Origin of the sequence: Campylobacter concisus, assembly GCF_902460715.1 — a bacterium.
In the GTDB taxonomy this organism is placed as follows: domain Bacteria; phylum Campylobacterota; class Campylobacteria; order Campylobacterales; family Campylobacteraceae; genus Campylobacter_A; species Campylobacter_A concisus_AK.
The window spans coordinates 49,242-64,066 of sequence record NZ_CABPUX010000002.1 but is presented as its reverse complement, the minus strand read 5'-3'; the positions used below and the strand labels follow the sequence as shown (position 1 = coordinate 64,066).

Annotated in this window: 29 protein-coding genes; all 29 read left to right on the top strand. The window is 38.2% G+C overall.

Annotated features, from left to right (window positions below):
- The first annotated feature begins 16 nt into the window (after window positions 1-16).
- The 29 genes from rplC (at window position 17) to F3G91_RS06070 (ending at window position 14,819) form a co-directional block, all read left to right on the top strand.
- Window positions 17-595: a 50S ribosomal protein L3 gene (rplC, locus tag F3G91_RS06210; RefSeq protein ID WP_002941563.1), complete on the top strand. Its 579-nt coding sequence runs from the start codon at window positions 17-19 to the stop codon at window positions 593-595.
- Entirely contained in the window at window positions 592-1,206 is a 615-nt protein-coding gene (gene rplD, locus F3G91_RS06205; RefSeq protein WP_149701030.1) for a 50S ribosomal protein L4, read from the top strand. Before rplC ends, rplD begins: the two co-directional genes overlap by 4 nt.
- A 1-nt stretch (window position 1,207) precedes the next feature.
- Window positions 1,208-1,489 carry a 50S ribosomal protein L23 gene (locus F3G91_RS06200; protein WP_002941535.1) on the top strand — a complete coding sequence of 94 codons (282 nt, stop codon included), beginning with the start codon at window positions 1,208-1,210 and terminating at the stop codon, window positions 1,487-1,489.
- Between the two features lies 1 nt (window position 1,490).
- A complete protein-coding gene (gene rplB / locus F3G91_RS06195) occupies window positions 1,491-2,324 on the top strand; it encodes a 50S ribosomal protein L2 (RefSeq protein ID WP_002941522.1) in 834 nt (277 codons plus the stop codon).
- 2 nt (window positions 2,325-2,326) lie between these two features.
- Window positions 2,327-2,608 (top strand): 30S ribosomal protein S19, encoded by a 282-nt coding sequence (gene rpsS, locus F3G91_RS06190; protein WP_002941639.1) that lies wholly within the window; start codon window positions 2,327-2,329, stop codon window positions 2,606-2,608.
- A gap of 11 nt (window positions 2,609-2,619) precedes the next feature.
- Window positions 2,620-2,952, top strand: coding sequence for a 50S ribosomal protein L22 (rplV, locus tag F3G91_RS06185; protein ID WP_009295259.1), 333 nt, complete (start codon window positions 2,620-2,622; stop codon window positions 2,950-2,952).
- Between the two features lies 1 nt (window position 2,953).
- Entirely contained in the window at window positions 2,954-3,652 is a 699-nt protein-coding gene (gene rpsC / locus F3G91_RS06180; protein ID WP_002941650.1) for a 30S ribosomal protein S3, read from the top strand.
- A 2-nt stretch (window positions 3,653-3,654) separates the two neighbouring features.
- Window positions 3,655-4,080 (top strand): 50S ribosomal protein L16, encoded by a 426-nt coding sequence (gene rplP / locus F3G91_RS06175; protein ID WP_002941572.1) that lies wholly within the window; start codon window positions 3,655-3,657, stop codon window positions 4,078-4,080.
- Entirely contained in the window at window positions 4,067-4,261 is a 195-nt protein-coding gene (rpmC, locus tag F3G91_RS06170) for a 50S ribosomal protein L29 (protein ID WP_002941625.1), read from the top strand. Before rplP ends, rpmC begins: the two co-directional genes overlap by 14 nt.
- A gap of 1 nt (window position 4,262) precedes the next feature.
- Window positions 4,263-4,514 carry a 30S ribosomal protein S17 gene (gene rpsQ, locus F3G91_RS06165; protein ID WP_002941511.1) on the top strand — a complete coding sequence of 84 codons (252 nt, stop codon included), beginning with the start codon at window positions 4,263-4,265 and terminating at the stop codon, window positions 4,512-4,514.
- Window positions 4,514-4,882 (top strand): 50S ribosomal protein L14, encoded by a 369-nt coding sequence (rplN, locus tag F3G91_RS06160; RefSeq protein WP_002941516.1) that lies wholly within the window; start codon window positions 4,514-4,516, stop codon window positions 4,880-4,882. Before rpsQ ends, rplN begins: the two co-directional genes overlap by 1 nt.
- Complete coding sequence (gene rplX / locus F3G91_RS06155; protein ID WP_009295260.1) at window positions 4,882-5,118, top strand: 50S ribosomal protein L24; 237 nt, start codon at window positions 4,882-4,884, stop codon at window positions 5,116-5,118. Before rplN ends, rplX begins: the two co-directional genes overlap by 1 nt.
- Window positions 5,119-5,123: 5 nt before the next feature.
- Window positions 5,124-5,669, top strand: a complete 546-nt coding sequence (gene rplE, locus F3G91_RS06150; RefSeq protein ID WP_002941643.1) for a 50S ribosomal protein L5 — start codon at window positions 5,124-5,126, stop codon at window positions 5,667-5,669.
- A gap of 1 nt (window position 5,670) precedes the next feature.
- Window positions 5,671-5,856 (top strand): type Z 30S ribosomal protein S14, encoded by a 186-nt coding sequence (locus F3G91_RS06145; protein ID WP_002941532.1) that lies wholly within the window; start codon window positions 5,671-5,673, stop codon window positions 5,854-5,856.
- Window positions 5,857-5,865: 9 nt separating this feature from the next.
- Entirely contained in the window at window positions 5,866-6,261 is a 396-nt protein-coding gene (rpsH, locus tag F3G91_RS06140; protein WP_009295261.1) for a 30S ribosomal protein S8, read from the top strand.
- A gap of 197 nt (window positions 6,262-6,458) precedes the next feature.
- Window positions 6,459-6,995, top strand: coding sequence for a 50S ribosomal protein L6 (gene rplF / locus F3G91_RS06135; RefSeq protein WP_002941606.1), 537 nt, complete (start codon window positions 6,459-6,461; stop codon window positions 6,993-6,995).
- A 10-nt stretch (window positions 6,996-7,005) separates the two neighbouring features.
- Complete coding sequence (gene rplR / locus F3G91_RS06130) at window positions 7,006-7,362, top strand: 50S ribosomal protein L18 (RefSeq protein WP_002941658.1); 357 nt, start codon at window positions 7,006-7,008, stop codon at window positions 7,360-7,362.
- A gap of 15 nt (window positions 7,363-7,377) precedes the next feature.
- Window positions 7,378-7,821, top strand: coding sequence for a 30S ribosomal protein S5 (gene rpsE / locus F3G91_RS06125; RefSeq protein WP_002941646.1), 444 nt, complete (start codon window positions 7,378-7,380; stop codon window positions 7,819-7,821).
- 15 nt (window positions 7,822-7,836) lie between these two features.
- Complete coding sequence (gene rplO / locus F3G91_RS06120) at window positions 7,837-8,238, top strand: 50S ribosomal protein L15 (protein ID WP_002941506.1); 402 nt, start codon at window positions 7,837-7,839, stop codon at window positions 8,236-8,238.
- A complete protein-coding gene (gene secY, locus F3G91_RS06115; protein ID WP_149701029.1) occupies window positions 8,238-9,500 on the top strand; it encodes a preprotein translocase subunit SecY in 1,263 nt (420 codons plus the stop codon). Before rplO ends, secY begins: the two co-directional genes overlap by 1 nt.
- Before the next feature lies 1 nt (window position 9,501).
- The gene (gene map / locus F3G91_RS06110; RefSeq protein WP_149701028.1) at window positions 9,502-10,260 is read left to right on the top strand and encodes a type I methionyl aminopeptidase; all 759 of its coding nucleotides are present in this window, start codon (window positions 9,502-9,504) and stop codon (window positions 10,258-10,260) included.
- 33 nt (window positions 10,261-10,293) lie between these two features.
- Window positions 10,294-10,512, top strand: a complete 219-nt coding sequence (gene infA, locus F3G91_RS06105; RefSeq protein ID WP_002848031.1) for a translation initiation factor IF-1 — start codon at window positions 10,294-10,296, stop codon at window positions 10,510-10,512.
- 189 nt (window positions 10,513-10,701) lie between these two features.
- The gene (gene rpmJ, locus F3G91_RS06100) at window positions 10,702-10,815 is read left to right on the top strand and encodes a 50S ribosomal protein L36 (RefSeq protein ID WP_002941545.1); all 114 of its coding nucleotides are present in this window, start codon (window positions 10,702-10,704) and stop codon (window positions 10,813-10,815) included.
- Window positions 10,816-10,818: 3 nt separating this feature from the next.
- The gene (gene rpsM / locus F3G91_RS06095; RefSeq protein ID WP_002941610.1) at window positions 10,819-11,187 is read left to right on the top strand and encodes a 30S ribosomal protein S13; all 369 of its coding nucleotides are present in this window, start codon (window positions 10,819-10,821) and stop codon (window positions 11,185-11,187) included.
- Between the two features lie 22 nt (window positions 11,188-11,209).
- Complete coding sequence (gene rpsK / locus F3G91_RS06090) at window positions 11,210-11,602, top strand: 30S ribosomal protein S11 (RefSeq protein ID WP_002941551.1); 393 nt, start codon at window positions 11,210-11,212, stop codon at window positions 11,600-11,602.
- Window positions 11,603-11,627: 25 nt separating this feature from the next.
- Complete coding sequence (rpsD, locus tag F3G91_RS06085) at window positions 11,628-12,254, top strand: 30S ribosomal protein S4 (RefSeq protein ID WP_002941501.1); 627 nt, start codon at window positions 11,628-11,630, stop codon at window positions 12,252-12,254.
- A gap of 14 nt (window positions 12,255-12,268) precedes the next feature.
- Complete coding sequence (locus F3G91_RS06080) at window positions 12,269-13,285, top strand: DNA-directed RNA polymerase subunit alpha (protein WP_149701027.1); 1,017 nt, start codon at window positions 12,269-12,271, stop codon at window positions 13,283-13,285.
- Window positions 13,286-13,296: 11 nt separating this feature from the next.
- Window positions 13,297-13,653: a 50S ribosomal protein L17 gene (rplQ, locus tag F3G91_RS06075; RefSeq protein WP_002941584.1), complete on the top strand. Its 357-nt coding sequence runs from the start codon at window positions 13,297-13,299 to the stop codon at window positions 13,651-13,653.
- 893 nt (window positions 13,654-14,546) lie between these two features.
- The gene (locus F3G91_RS06070) at window positions 14,547-14,819 is read left to right on the top strand and encodes a hypothetical protein (protein WP_149701026.1); all 273 of its coding nucleotides are present in this window, start codon (window positions 14,547-14,549) and stop codon (window positions 14,817-14,819) included.
- Window positions 14,820-14,825: the final 6 nt, after the last annotated feature.

Genomic DNA, 14,825 nt, shown 5'->3' with positions numbered 1-14,825 from the left:
ACAAAAGGATAAGAGTATGGAATATATTGTAGAAAAAATAGGCATGAGTAGAACGATTGCCACGAAGAGTACGCCAGTTACACTACTTAAGCTAGTTGAGGCTAAAGTATGTGAGATCGACGAAAACAAACGTGCTATCGTAGCGTATGCCCACACTAAAGCAAACAACAAAGCTATCGCTGGTCAGCAAAAGAAATACAATCTGACAGCAGAATTTAACAAATTTGCTACGCTTGAAGTAGCTAATAGCGAAGTTGGAAACCTAGACTTTACACCATTAAATGAGGCTAAAATTTTAAAAGTTAGCTTTAACTCAAAAGGTAGAGGCTACCAAGGTGTGGTAAAAAGACATGGTTTCGGTGGTGGTCCAAAAAGCCACGGCTCACGTTTCCACAGACGCCATGGTTCAATTGGTAACTGCGAATGGCCAGGTCGTGTTCAACCAGGTATGAAAATGGCAGGACACATGGGTAATGAGAAAGTTACTGTTAAAAACGAGCTAATAAGCTTTGACGCTCAAAATGGCATCGTAGTTGTAAAAGGTTGCGTTCCTGGTCACAATGGTGCAATGGGTAAAATAAGGATTGTAAAATGAGTAAAATTCACGTATTAAACGATAAATTTGAAAATTCAGGCGAGTTAGAGCTTCCTGCAAGCTACGCTGAAGTAAATCCGCACAACCTATATCTTTATGTAAAATCTTACCTTGCTGGTATAAGAGCAAATTCGGCTCATACTAAAAGCCGTGCTTTTGTAAGCGGTGGTGGTAAAAAACCATGGAGACAAAAAGGACGTGGTGGTGCAAGAGCGGGTTCAACTAGAACTAACGTTTGGGTAGGCGGTGCAGTTGCATTCGGTCCAACAAACGAGAAAAACTATTTTCAAAAAGTCAATAAAAAACAAAAAAGACTAGCTCTTGAGTACGCTTTGGCAGTAAAAGCACAAGATGGTAAAATTTTCGCAGTAGATAGCATCTCAATCGAGTCTGGAAAGGCAAAAGATGCAGCTAATATCATCAAAAATTTAAAAGTAAAAGACGCGCTTATCGTTAAAGATTTACTAGACGATAAAACACTACTTGCTTTTAGAAATTTAGCAAACTGCTATGTAGTAGATGCAAATGAGGTAAATGCTTATCTTGTCTCTACATTTAGTTCGGTTATCATTGAAAAAGCTGCACTAAAAACTATAACAAAAGAGGGCTAAAATGGCGGATATAACTGATATCAAAACAATTATTTATACAGAAAAAACTCTAGGCCTTCAAGAACAAGGCGTTGTTGTTATCCAAACTTCACCAAGAGTTACAAAAAACAGCTTAAAAGCGGTTTTACAAGAGTATTTTGGAGTAACGCCTGTTCGCGTAAATTCACTTAGAATTAGCGGCAAGGTTAAGCGTTTTAGAGGAAGAGCAGGCCAACGTGACGAGATAAAGAAATTCTACGTTAAGTTACCTGAAGGCGTAAGCCTAGAAAATACGGAGGCGTAAGATGGCTATAAAATCATATAAACCATATACACCTAGTCGTAGATATATGACTGGACTAAGCTCTGAAGATATAACAGCTAAACCAAGCGTTAGAAGCTTGCTTGTTAAACTACCTGCAACTGGCGGTAGAAACAACAATGGTCGTATAACTTCAAGACATAAAGAAGCAGGTGCAAAAAAACTTTATCGTATCATCGACTTTAAACGTCGCAAATTTGGTATAGAAGGTAAAGTTGAAGCGATTGAGTACGATCCAAACAGAAACTGCCGTATCGCTCTTATAGCTTATAAAGATGGTGAAAAGCGCTACATCATTAGACCAAACGGCCTAAATGTTGGTGATGTTATCGCATCTATCGATGAGGGCTCACTAGATATTAAACCAGGCAACGCTATGAAATTAAGATTTATACCAGTTGGTACTATCGTTCATAACGTAGAGCTAAAACCTGGCAAAGGCGCTCAGATAGCTCGTTCAGCTGGCGGTTATGCTCAGCTAATGGGTAAAGAAGAGAAGTATGTTATCTTAAGAATGCCAAGCGGCGAGATGAGACAAGTACTAGCTGAGTGTATGGCAAGTATCGGTGTAGTAGGCAACGAAGACTGGGCCAACATCACTATCGGTAAAGCTGGACGTAATCGCTACCGCGGTATCCGCCCACAAACACGTGGTTCTGCTATGAACCCAGTTGATCACCCACACGGTGGTGGTGAAGGTAAGAAAAATTCAGGCCGTCACCCAGTTACTCCATGGGGTAAACCAACTAAAGGTGCTAAGACTCGCCGTAAAAAAGCTAGCGATAAGCTTATAATTTCAAGAAGGAAAGGAAAATAGAGATGGCAAGATCACTCAAAAAAGGTCCTTTCGTAGATGATCATGTAATGAAAAAAGTTATTGCCGCAAAAAATGCAAACGATAACAAACCAATCAAGACTTGGTCAAGACGTAGCACGATTGTACCTGAAATGATTGGACTAACATTTAACGTTCATAATGGCAAGAGCTTTATTCCTGTATATGTTACAGAAAATCATATAGGCTATAAACTTGGCGAATTTGCTCCAACACGCACATTTAAGGGTCACAAAGGCTCAGTGCAAAAGAAAATCGGCAAGTAAGGGGAGATGATATGAGTAAAGCAATTATAAAATTCGTAAGACTTTCTCCTACAAAAGCAAGACTTATAGCAAGAGAAGTTCAAGGTATGAATGCCGAGTTAGCACTTGCAAGCTTGCAATTTATGCCAAATCGTGGTGCTAAATTTATAGCAAACGCTATTAGCTCAGCAGTAGCAAATGGCGGATTTGAACCAGAAGAGGTTGTAGTAACTAGTTGCCGCGTTGATGCTGGTCCTGTATTAAAGAGATTTAGACCAAGAGCAAGAGGAACAGCGAGCAAAATTCGCAAACCTACTTCTCATGTAATGGTAGAAGTATCTAAACCTGAAAAGAAGGAAGCATAATATGGGACAAAAAGTAAATCCAATAGGTCTTAGACTAGGAATTAACCGCAACTGGGAATCTAGATGGTTTCCAACCAAACAAAGTCTTCCTGAAAATATCGGCGAAGATTACAAAATTCGTGCATTTTTAAAGAAAAAACTTTATTATGCAGGAATTAGCCAAATTTTAATCGAAAGAACGGCTAAAAAACTTCGTGTAACCGTAGTTGCAGCTCGTCCTGGTATCATCATCGGCAAAAAAGGTCAAGATGTTGAAAACCTAAAGAACGAAGTTAGCAAACTTATCGGCAAAGAAGTAAATGTAAATATCAAAGAAGAAAGAAAAGCTCAAGCTTCAGCTCAACTTGCTGCTGAAAACGTAGCTATGCAACTTGAAAAGCGTGTCGCATTTAGACGTGCTATGAAAAAAGTTATCCAAGGTGCTCAAAAATCAGGCGCTAAAGGTATCAAAATTTCAGTTGCTGGTCGTTTAGGTGGCGCTGAGATGGCAAGAACCGAGTGGTATCTAGAAGGTCGCGTTCCGCTTCATACTCTTAGAGCAAAGATAGATTACGGTGTAGCTGAGGCTCATACAACTTATGGAAACATAGGTATTAAAGTATGGATTTTTAAAGGTGAGGTTCTTCAAAAAGGTGTTCAACCTGAGAAAACTGAAGAAGAGGCACCTAAGAAAACACGTAGAGCAAGAAGAGGTAAATAATTATGTTGATGCCTAAAAGAACGAAATTTCGTAAGCAAATGAAAGGTCGCAACCGTGGTTATGCGACTCGCGGAGCATCTTTAGCAACTGGCGAATTTGCGCTTAAAGCTGTTGAGGCTGGTAGAGTAAATTCACGCCAAATAGAAGCTGCTCGTCAAGCTCTAACTCGTCACGTAAAGAGACAGGCTAAAATTTGGATTAGGGTTTTCCCTGACAAGCCACTTACTAAAAAACCTCTACAAACTCGTATGGGTAAAGGTAAGGCAGGAGTTGAAGAGTGGGTTATGAACATTAAACCTGGTCGTATAATATTTGAAATGGCTGGTGTTGACGAAGAGTTGGCTCGTGAAGCTTTAACTTTGGCTCTACACAAACTTCCTTTCAAATCAAAATTTGTAACGCGAGAGAGTGAAAATGAAATATACTGAGTTAAAAGATAAGAGCGTTGCAGAATTAAACGCGTTGCTAAAAGAGAAAAAGGTGCTTTTATTTACATTGAGACAAAAGCTAAAAACTATGCAGTTAAGCAACCCTAATGAGATTAGTGCTGTTCGTAAAGAGATAGCTCAGATCAACACTGCAATTAGTGCAACAAGACAAGGGGCGTAAAATGGCATTAAAAAGAGAAATTCAAGGTGTTGTTTTACAAAAAGCTGGAGATAAGACAGCTACTATTTTGGTAGAAAGACGCGTTATGCACCCAAGATACCATAAATTTGTAAAACGCTTTAAAAAGTATTTAGTTCATGATGAGAAAAATGAGACAAGAGCAGGCGATACAGTTGTTGCAGTTGAGTGCAGACCACTTTCAGCTCGCAAGAATTTTCGCTTAAAAGCTGTATTGGCAAAGGGAGTTGAGTAATGATTCAAAGTTTTACAAGACTTGCAGTTGCTGATAACAGCGGCGCAAAAGAGTTAATGTGTATAAAAGTTCTTGGCGGCAGCAAAAGAAGATACGCTACACTTGGCGATATCATAGTTTGCTCTGTTAAAAAAGCTCTTCCAAATGGTAAGATCAAAAAAGGACAGGTTGTAAAAGCTGTTGTTGTAAGAACTAAAAGAGAGGTTCAAAGAGATAATGGTTCGTTAATCCGCTTTGACGAGAACGCAGCTGTTATACTTGATAGCAAAAAAGAGCCAGTCGGCACTCGTATTTTTGGACCAGTTGGACGTGAAGTTAGATATGCTAACTTTATGAAGATTGTTTCGCTAGCTCCGGAGGTTTTATAATGGCTAATGTAAAATTTAAAGTCAAAAAAGGCGATACTGTAAAGATCATCGCTGGTGACGATAAAGGCAAAACTGGTAAAATTTTAGCAGTTCTTGCAAAAAAAGGTCAGGTTATAGTTGAGGGATGCAAAGTAGCTAAAAAAGCTATCAAACCAAGCGAAAAAACTCCAAATGGTGGTCACGTAAATAAAGAGATGCCAATTGACATATCAAACGTCGCGAAAGTTGAAGGATAAGAGATATGAGTAGATTAAAAGATAAATTTAACGAAACTATCAAGCCAGCTCTCGTAAAAGAATTTGACATCAAAAATCCAATGCTTATCCCTGCGCTCGAGAAGATCGTGATCAGTGTAGGCGCTGGAGACTCTGCGAAAGATCAGAAGGTGCTTCAAAATATGGCTGATACCATTTCACTTATCGCTGGACAAAAAGCAGTTATCACTGATGCTAAAAAATCAGTTGCTGGCTTTAAAGTTCGCGAAGGTTTCCCTGTTGGTATCAAAGTAACTTTGAGAAAAGAGCAAATGTATGCTTTCTTAGATAAGCTAATCAGCGTTGCTCTTCCAAGAGTTAAAGATTTCCGTGGTCTTCCAAAAAATGGCTTTGATGGACGTGGAAACTATAACTTCGGTCTTAGCGAGCAGCTAATGTTTCCAGAGGTTGAGTATGATAAAATTTTACGAACTCATGGTATGAATATTACGATTGCTACTACGGCTAAAAACGATAAAGAGGCATTCAAATTGCTAGAGCTATTTGGTGTGCCGTTTGCAAAAGGAAAGTAAAATGGCAAAGAAATCAATGATAGCAAAAGCTGCACGCAAGCCGAAATTTGCGGTTCGCGGCTATACTAGATGCCAAATTTGCGGTCGTCCGCACTCTGTTTATAAAGATTTTGGAATTTGCCGTGTTTGCCTAAGAAAAATGGCTAACGAAGGCCTAATACCTGGTCTTAAAAAAGCAAGTTGGTAAGGAAGAGAAATGTTGAACGATTTAATATCAGATGGATTAACACGCATTAGAAATGCAAGTATGAGAAGACTTGAGACTGCGAAATTGCTTCATTCTAAGGTTGTTGAGGCTACTCTTTCTATCCTTGCAGCAAAAGGCTATGTAGAGAGCTACAACGTTATCGAAGAAGGTAACAAGAAATTTATAAACGTAGTTTTAAAGTATGATGAGTACGGCAGAAGCGTTATAAACGAGCTTAAAAGGGTTTCAAAACCTGGTCGCCGTGTTTATCAAGGCAAAGACGACATTAAGCGTTTTAAAAATGGTTACGGAACAGTTATCGTTAGCACAAGCAAAGGCGTTATGAGCGGTATTGAGGCAAGTAAAGCTGGCGTTGGCGGCGAGGTTCTTTGCACCGTTTGGTAATAAACTGCGTTAAAAACGCTATTTTAACCTTATAGCTTAAGGTTAAAATTTCTTTTTAGCTAGGTGAAATTTTATATTTCGCCAAAGCTAAATTTAGAAATTCAAATGAAGGTTTCGTCAAATTTGACGATCAAATTTACGGCATTGTGGTGTTTATTCGTAAATGTAGGAACACCCTAGACAAGTAAAGGAAAAAAATGTCACGTATTGGAAAACAGCCTATCGCTATCCCAAGTGGTGTAGACGTTAGCGTTGAAAATAATGTCCTAAAATTTAAAAAGGGCAATCACTTAAAAGAGCTTGACACAAAAGGTCACGTTGATGTCAAGATAGAAAATGGTCATATAGTTTTTGCTCCAAAGGGCGAAGATCGCCAAAGCAGAGCTTACTGGGGAACATATAGAGCACTTGCCAATAACATCGTAACTGGTATCACTCATGGCTTTACTCGCCAGCTTGAGATCAACGGCGTTGGTTATAAAGCAGCTGCAAAAGGTAAAATTTTAGAGCTTTCTCTTGGTTTTTCACACCTTATCAACTATGAGCTACCAGCGGGCGTTGAAGCTAGCGTTGATAAAAACGTTATTACTATCAAAGGTGACGACAAACAAGTAGTAGGTCAAGTGGCTGCTCAAGTTAGAGGATTTAGACCACCTGAGCCATATAAAGGCAAGGGCGTTAAATATCTAGAAGAACGCATCATCCGCAAAGCGGGCAAGACATCTAAGAAGTAAGGAGCGGTAAATGACAGCAAAAGTACTAAAAAGAAAAATCGCTCTTAGAATTAAGAGAAAAAGAAGAATCAGAGGTAAAATTTCTGGTGTTGCAACTTGCCCAAGAGTTTCTATTTTCAAATCAAATAGAACTCTTTATGTTCAAGCGATTGACGATGTTACAGCTACTACACTAGCTGCAGTTGATGGTAGAAAAATAGGCATAAAAGCAAATAAAGAAGGTGCGGTCACTTTAGCTAAAGAATTTGCTAAGGCTTTGAAAGCTAAGAAGATAGATGTTGCAATTTTTGATAGAAATGGTTATTTATACCATGGTGTTATCGCAGCATTTGCTGAAGCTTTAAGAGAAAATGGCATCAAGCTATAACCCAAAGGAAAATCGATGGAAAAATATAATAGAGAAGAATTTGAAGAAGTAATCGTCGATATCGGTCGGGTTACAAAGGTTGTTAAAGGTGGTCGTAGATTTAGATTTACAGCTTTAGTTGTTGTTGGTAATAGAAATGGCCTAGTTGGCTTTGGATATGGCAAAGCGAAAGAGGTGCCAGATGCGATGAGAAAAGCGATTGACGACGCATTTAAAAATATTATCCACGTTAAGATCAAGGGCACAACTATCCCTCACGACGTAGAGGTAAAATACAACGCAAGTAGAATGCTACTTCGCCCAGCTAGCGAAGGTACTGGTGTTATCGCTGGTGGTAGTGCGCGTCCTATTATCGAGCTTGCAGGTATTAAGGATATCCTTACTAAATCACTTGGCTCAAACAATTCAGCAAACGTCGTTCGTGCTACTATAAAAGCACTTAGTTTGCTAAAAAGCTAAGAGAAAGGAGTTAAGATGGCATTAGAAAAATTAACACCTGCTGCAGGTTCAACTCATGCAACTAAAAGAATAGGTCGTGGTCAAGGCAGTGGCAATGGCAAAACTGCTGGCAAAGGTAATAAAGGTCAAAGAGCAAGAAAAGGCTACAATGAAAAAAGAGGTTTTGAGGGCGGACAACAACCACTTCAAAGACGTCTTCCAAAGGTAGGCTTTGCTTCTAAATTTGAAAAACCTTATGTTATCAATGTTGAAAAGATCGCAGCTATAAAAGAGCTTGCGGAAATTTCAATCGCAACAATAGCTAGCGTTCATAAAATTTCAAAGAGCGTTACTAAGATAAAACTAATCGGTGCAAGCGCAAAAGCTCTTGCTTCAAAGATCAAAGACGAGAACGTTAGCGTTAGCGGAACAAAATAATGGATAAAACACTGACCAACAAGATTTTAATCACGTTGGCATTTTTGTTCGCATACAGGATACTGGCTTATGTGCCAGTTCCTGGTGTTAATGTCGACGTAATTAAAGAATTTTTCAATTCAAACAATAGCAACGCCTTGGGTCTATTTAATATGTTTAGTGGTAAGGCCGCTGAGCGTTTAAGTATCATATCTCTAGGCATTATGCCTTACATCACAGCTTCGATCATCATGGAGCTTCTAGCAGCGACATTTCCAAAGTTAGGTCAGATGAAAAAAGAGCGCGACGGTATGCAAAAATATATGCAAATCATACGTTATGCAACCATCGTTATCACTCTTGTACAATCAATCGGCGTCTCTATCGGACTTCAAAGCTTAAGCGGTCGTGGTGGCGAGCAGGCTATTATGATAGATATGAATTTATTTATCGCGATCTCTGCTGTATCTATGCTAACTGGCACTATGCTACTTATGTGGATAGGCGAGCAGATCACACAGCGCGGTATAGGCAATGGTATAAGTCTTATCATCTTTGCGGGCATCGTCTCTGGCATACCTAGTGCGATCGGCGGAACTGTAAATTTGGTAAATACTTCTGAGATGAATTTCCTAACAGTCATCGCTATCTTGGTGATCATTTTAGCGACCATTGGTGCTATTATCTTTGTCGAGATGGGCGAAAGACGTATCCCTATTTCTTACTCAAGAAAAGTGATAATGGAAAATCAAAACAAACGTATAATGAACTATATACCGATCAAAGTAAATTTAAGTGGCGTTATCCCACCGATATTTGCTAGTGCGATTTTGATGTTTCCAAGCACTATTTTGCAGGCTAGTACAAATCCAGTAATCCAAGCCATCAACGACTTTTTAAGTCCAAATGGATATATGTTTAACTTTTTAACATTTTTATTTATCATCTTCTTTGCGTTTTTCTACGCATCGATCGTATTTAATACAAAAGATATAAGTGAAAATTTGAAAAAACAAGGCGGATTTATCCCCGGTGTTAGACCAGGTGAAAGTACTGCTAGCTATCTAAACGAAGTAGCTGGCAGGCTAACTTTGGGCGGTGCTTTATATCTAGGCATCATCTCAACTCTGCCATGGGTGCTTGTAAAAACTATGGGCGTTCCATTCTATTTTGGCGGAACGTCGGTGCTGATCGTGGTTTCTGTCGCTCTTGATACTATGAGGCGTATAGAAGCTCAGTCTTATACAAACAAATACCAAACTCTAAGTGCAGTAGGTCTATAAAATGGCTATCACGCTAAAAAGACCAGCTGAGATAGAGAAAATGAGAGCGGCGAATAAGATCGTCGCTCGAACACTTGATCATGTTTCTACGATTATAAAACCTGGAATTTCACTTCTTGAGATAGATAAAATTTGCGAAGATATGATAAGAGCTGCTGGAGCAAAACCTGCCTTTAAAGGGCTTTACGGCTTTCCAAATGCAGCTTGCATAAGCGTCAATGAAGTGGTGATCCACGGAATTCCAAACGAATACAAACTAAAAGAAGGCGATATCGTTAGTGTTGATATCGGTTCAAATTTAGATGGTTATTTTGGTGACTCGGCTAGGACTTTTGGGGTTGGTAAAATTTCAAAAGATGACGAGGCTTTGATCGCTTGCTCAAAAGACGCGCTTTATTTTGCGATTGATTTTATAAGAGCTGGTATGCATTTTAAAGAGATTAGCTATGAGCTTGAAAATTTTATACTAGGTAGAGGCTATGTGCCTTTGCGCGGATATTGCGGTCATGGCATAGGCAAAAGGCCACACGAAGAGCCAGAAATTCCAAATTATATTGAAGGAAACAACCCAAAAGCTGGCCCAAAGATAAAAGAGGGAATGGTTTTTTGTATAGAGCCGATGATCTGCCAAAAAGATGGTACGCCAGTTTTAGGAAGTGATAACTGGAAAGTAACCTCAAAAGATGGTTTGAGAACTAGCCATTATGAGCACTGCATGGCGATAGTTAATGGCAAAGCTGAAATTTTAAGTCAAGCGTGAAATTTAGAGAAAAATTTAAAGAAAGGAGAATTTGTGGCAAAAGACGATGTCATTGAGATTGATGGAAATGTTGTTGAAGCACTGCCAAATGCAACTTTTAAAGTTGAGCTCGACAACAAACATATAATTTTATGTCATATCGCCGGAAAGATGAGAATGCATTATATAAAGATAATGCCTGGCGACCGCGTAAAAGTAGAACTTACGCCATATAGCCTAGATAAGGGCAGGATCACTTATAGATATAAGTAAATTTGATTTTGTGGCAAATATGCTAAGTAAATTTAAAGCTGGTTTTGGGTAAAATCCAAGCTTTGCGAAAAGCTGTATGAAGAATTATTTTCAAAGTTCCCCACTTATTTTGAAAATAGTTGGTTTAAATTATTTCTTTAGACCTGATGCAGCCCCTAAAAAAGTGGAATAAATTTTTAGGAGACTAAAATGAAAGTTCGTCCTTCTGTAAAGAAGATGTGTGACAAATGTAAAATTGTCAAACGTAGTGGCATAATTCGTGTTATCTGCGAAAATCCAAAACATAAACAAAGACAAGGATAAGGCATGGCACGTATTGCAGGTGTAGATTTACCAAACAAAAAGAGAATAGAGTATGGTTTGACTTATATCTATGGTATAGGTCTTTATAAATCTCGTCAAATCCTTGACGCAGCTGGAATTTCTTACGACAAGAGAGTTTACGAGCTTAGCGAAGACGAAGCAGCAGCTATCCGTAAAGAAATTCAAGAGCATCATATCGTTGAGGGTGATTTGAGAAAACAAGTTGCTATGGATATCAAAGCTCTTATGGATCTTGGAAGTTATAGAGGTCTTCGCCACAGAAAAGGTCTTCCTGTTCGTGGTCAAAAGACTAAAACTAATGCTAGAACTAGAAAAGGCAGACGTAAAACTGTCGGTGCGGCTACTAAGTAAGGCAAGGGTTAAAGGATAATAAATGGCGAAAAGAAAAATTGTTAAGAAAAAAGTAGTTAGAAAAAGCATAGCCAAAGGTATCGTTTATATCAGTGCAACATTTAACAATACTATGGTAACTGTAACTGATGAGATGGGAAATGCTATTGCATGGAGTAGTGCAGGTGGCTTAGGCTTTAAAGGTAGTAAAAAATCAACTCCTTATGCAGCTCAACAAGCCGTAGAAGATGCTTTAAATAAAGCAAAAGAGCACGGCATTAAAGAAGTTGGCATTAAGGTTCAAGGTCCAGGTAGCGGACGTGAAACGGCTGTTAAGAGTGTAGGTGGTGTTGAAGGTATAAAAGTAACTTTCTTCAAAGATATCACACCTTTACCACACAATGGTTGCAGACCGCCAAAACGCCGCCGCGTATAATTAGAGAAAATTAGGAGAAATTATTATGGCTAGATATACAGGACCTGTTGAAAAATTAGAAAGACGTCTTGGTGTGTCTCTTGCGTTAAAAGGCGAAAGAAGACTTGCTGGTAAAAGTGCTTTAGAAAAAAGACCTTATGCACCAGGACAACACGGACAAAGAAGAGCAAAAATAAGCGAATATGGCTTACAACTTCGTGAGAAGCAAAAAGCTAAATTTATGTATGGTGTTTCAGAGAAACAATTTAGAAGATTGTTCCAAGAAGCAGCACGCCGCGAGGGTAACACTGGTGCTCTTTTGGTTCAACTATTAGAGCAGAGATTAGACAATGTTGTTTACAGAATGGGCTTTGCAACGACTCGTCGCTTTGCTCGTCAGCTTGTAACTCACGGACATATTTTAGTAAATGGCAAGAGAGTGGATATCCCATCTTACAGAGTGGAACCAGGCTCTAAAGTAGAAGTTGCTGAGAAATCTAAAAACAATCCACAAATCGTTCGTGCGATCGATCTTACAGCTCAAACTGGCATCGTTGCATGGGTAGATGTGGAAAAAGAGAAAAAATTTGGAATTTTCACTAGAAATCCAGAAAGAGAAGAGGTTATCATTCCTGTTGAGGAAAGATTTATAGTAGAGCTTTATTCGAAATAATAGAGGGTATAAAGATGAGAAAGATTACTACATCAGCTTATATGCCAACTGAAATTGAAGTTAAAAGTGTTAGCGAAAATATTGCTAACATTACAGCATATCCTTTTGAGGCAGGTTATGCTGTTACTTTGGCTCACCCGCTTCGCCGCCTTCTTTACACAAGTACGGTAGGTTTTGCTCCTATTGGTGTAAAGATAAAAGGCGTTAGCCACGAATTTGATAGTATGCGCGGCATGCTTGAAGACGTAGCGTTTTTTATTATAAATTTGAAGAAGATCAGATTTAAGTTAAAAAGCGGCAGTGAGCGTGAAGTTATAGAGTATAGCTTTAAAGGACCAAAAGAGATAACTGGCGCTGACCTAAATAACGACCTAGTTGAGATCGTTAATCCAGATGCATATCTTGCGACTATCAACGAAGATGCTGAGTTAAATTTCTCAGTTATCATCCAAAAAGGTATCGGATATGTTCCTAGTGAAGAGATCAGAGAAGAGATCGAAGACGACTTTATCGCACTTGACGCTTTCTTTACACCAGTTAAAAAAGCAGTTTACGATATACAAAACGTCTTGGTTGAAGATGACCCAGACTACGAGAAAATCGTATTTACGATTACAACAGATGGTCAAGTTGGTCCAGTAGAAGCTTTTAAAAATTGTTTAGAAGCTATGTATCAACAAATGTCAGTATTTAAAGGAATTTTGGATATTGATGTTAGTGCCCCAGTTGCTAGCTCAAGCGCAAGTGGCGAGTTCTCAAAGCTACTTTCTAGTGTAGAAGATCTAAATTTAAGCGCTAGAAGTTTTAACTGCCTTGACAAAGCCGATATAAGGTTTATCGGTGAGCTTGCGTTGATGGACGAAAACGAGCTTAAAGAGCTTAAAAATTTAGGTAAAAAATCTCTTGAAGAGATAAAAGCGGTTATGGAAGAGATAGGCTATCCAGTTGGTGTCGATGTGTTAAAAGATAGCAAAGAGCAACTCAGAAAGAAAATAACCGAGCTAAAATCACAAATGAGTGCAAAAGAATAAAAGGACAATAGATGAGACATAAACACGGATATCGCAAACTTGGTAGAACGTCATCTCATAGATCTGCATTGCTTAAGAATTTAGCGATAGCTATTATCAAAAGCGAAAAGATAGAGACAACTTTACCAAAAGCAAAAGAGCTTAGAAGCTATGTTGAAAAGCTTATCACAAGAGCTAGAAAGGGCGACTCTAACGCTCACAGAGCAGTATTTGCTTCATTGCAAGACAAAGAAACTACAAATAAGCTAGTTACTGAAGTAGCTCCAAAATTTAAAGAGCGCAACGGTGGCTATACAAGGATCATCAAAACTCGTGTTCGCAGAGGCGACGCAGCTGAGATGGCTTATATAGAGCTAGTAGCTGAATAATACCCAGAGAGCCTATCTGGCTCTCTTTTCTTTCTAAATTTATCTTTTTACGTTTTTTTTAAAAAATTTTTGTTTTAAATTTATCCATCTTGGACTGTGGCAAATTTACAAGTCGGAGCATTATAAATTTTATTTCGTGGCTTTTAGATGAGCTGATGTGATGGGTTAAAGTTGGGGCAAGTAAAATTTACAGCACCCATGAAATACAAAAAGTATGTAGATGCTCAGAGCATCAAATTTGAGTTATCAAAAATCTCCAAAATGATGTTGCAAATTTTTAGCTCAAATTTATCCTATTAAATTTCAATACCAAAACACTATAAATCTCTAAATTTAAGGCTGGCTAGGTTTTTAATTTTTACTTTGGCGCTTTTGCAAAAGTCTATAGGATATTTATTTGGAGTGGTTTGTGAGGATTTAAGGTAGTTGTGGCTAAATTTACATGGCAGTTTGTGAAGTTTTAGGGGTGAATGTTAGATAATTTATAATGCTAAATAAAACGCGGGACAAATTATCTTTATGATCTATCTTGATTTTAATTTATTCAAAAAAGCAAATTCTAAATTTTGACAGACTGCAAAAAAGGCTTGACTAACATGGCTACAGTGTTGGAGAAGATGGTGCAAATTTGATCCGAAATAGCCATAATATGATAAAAGAGTTGTATATGATAAATTCAAAACCAAATATATAGACTAGATACAATAAAAACAAACCAAAATATATGAACTAGATGCAATAAAAGTAAAACCGATAGATGCAAATTTCTACAAAGCAAATTCTAAATTATTCAAATTTATCCAGTCTAAATTTACAAGTGAAACTCTACAAATTTCTAAATTTTACTCTGGAAAAGACGATATTTGTTTTAACTATCTTACAAAGGATTTGAGATGATAGGTGGCGTAAATGGAGCTAATGTAAATTTACATAGTGGCTTTCAAAATATTAAGGAGCAAAGCGCTAGCCGCAGTAAGCCTAGTGCGGACGAAAATTCCTTAAATTTATCATCTCAAAAATTAGTCAAAAACGCCAACCAAAGTAGCGAGCAGATAAATTTAAGTCGCATGAGCGAGAGCAAATTTAACAAAGATGATGAGCCACTAAAATTTGCTAAAGACTACTCGCTCACAGGCATGGCCGCTAATGGCAAGATAAGCATCTGAGGCAAA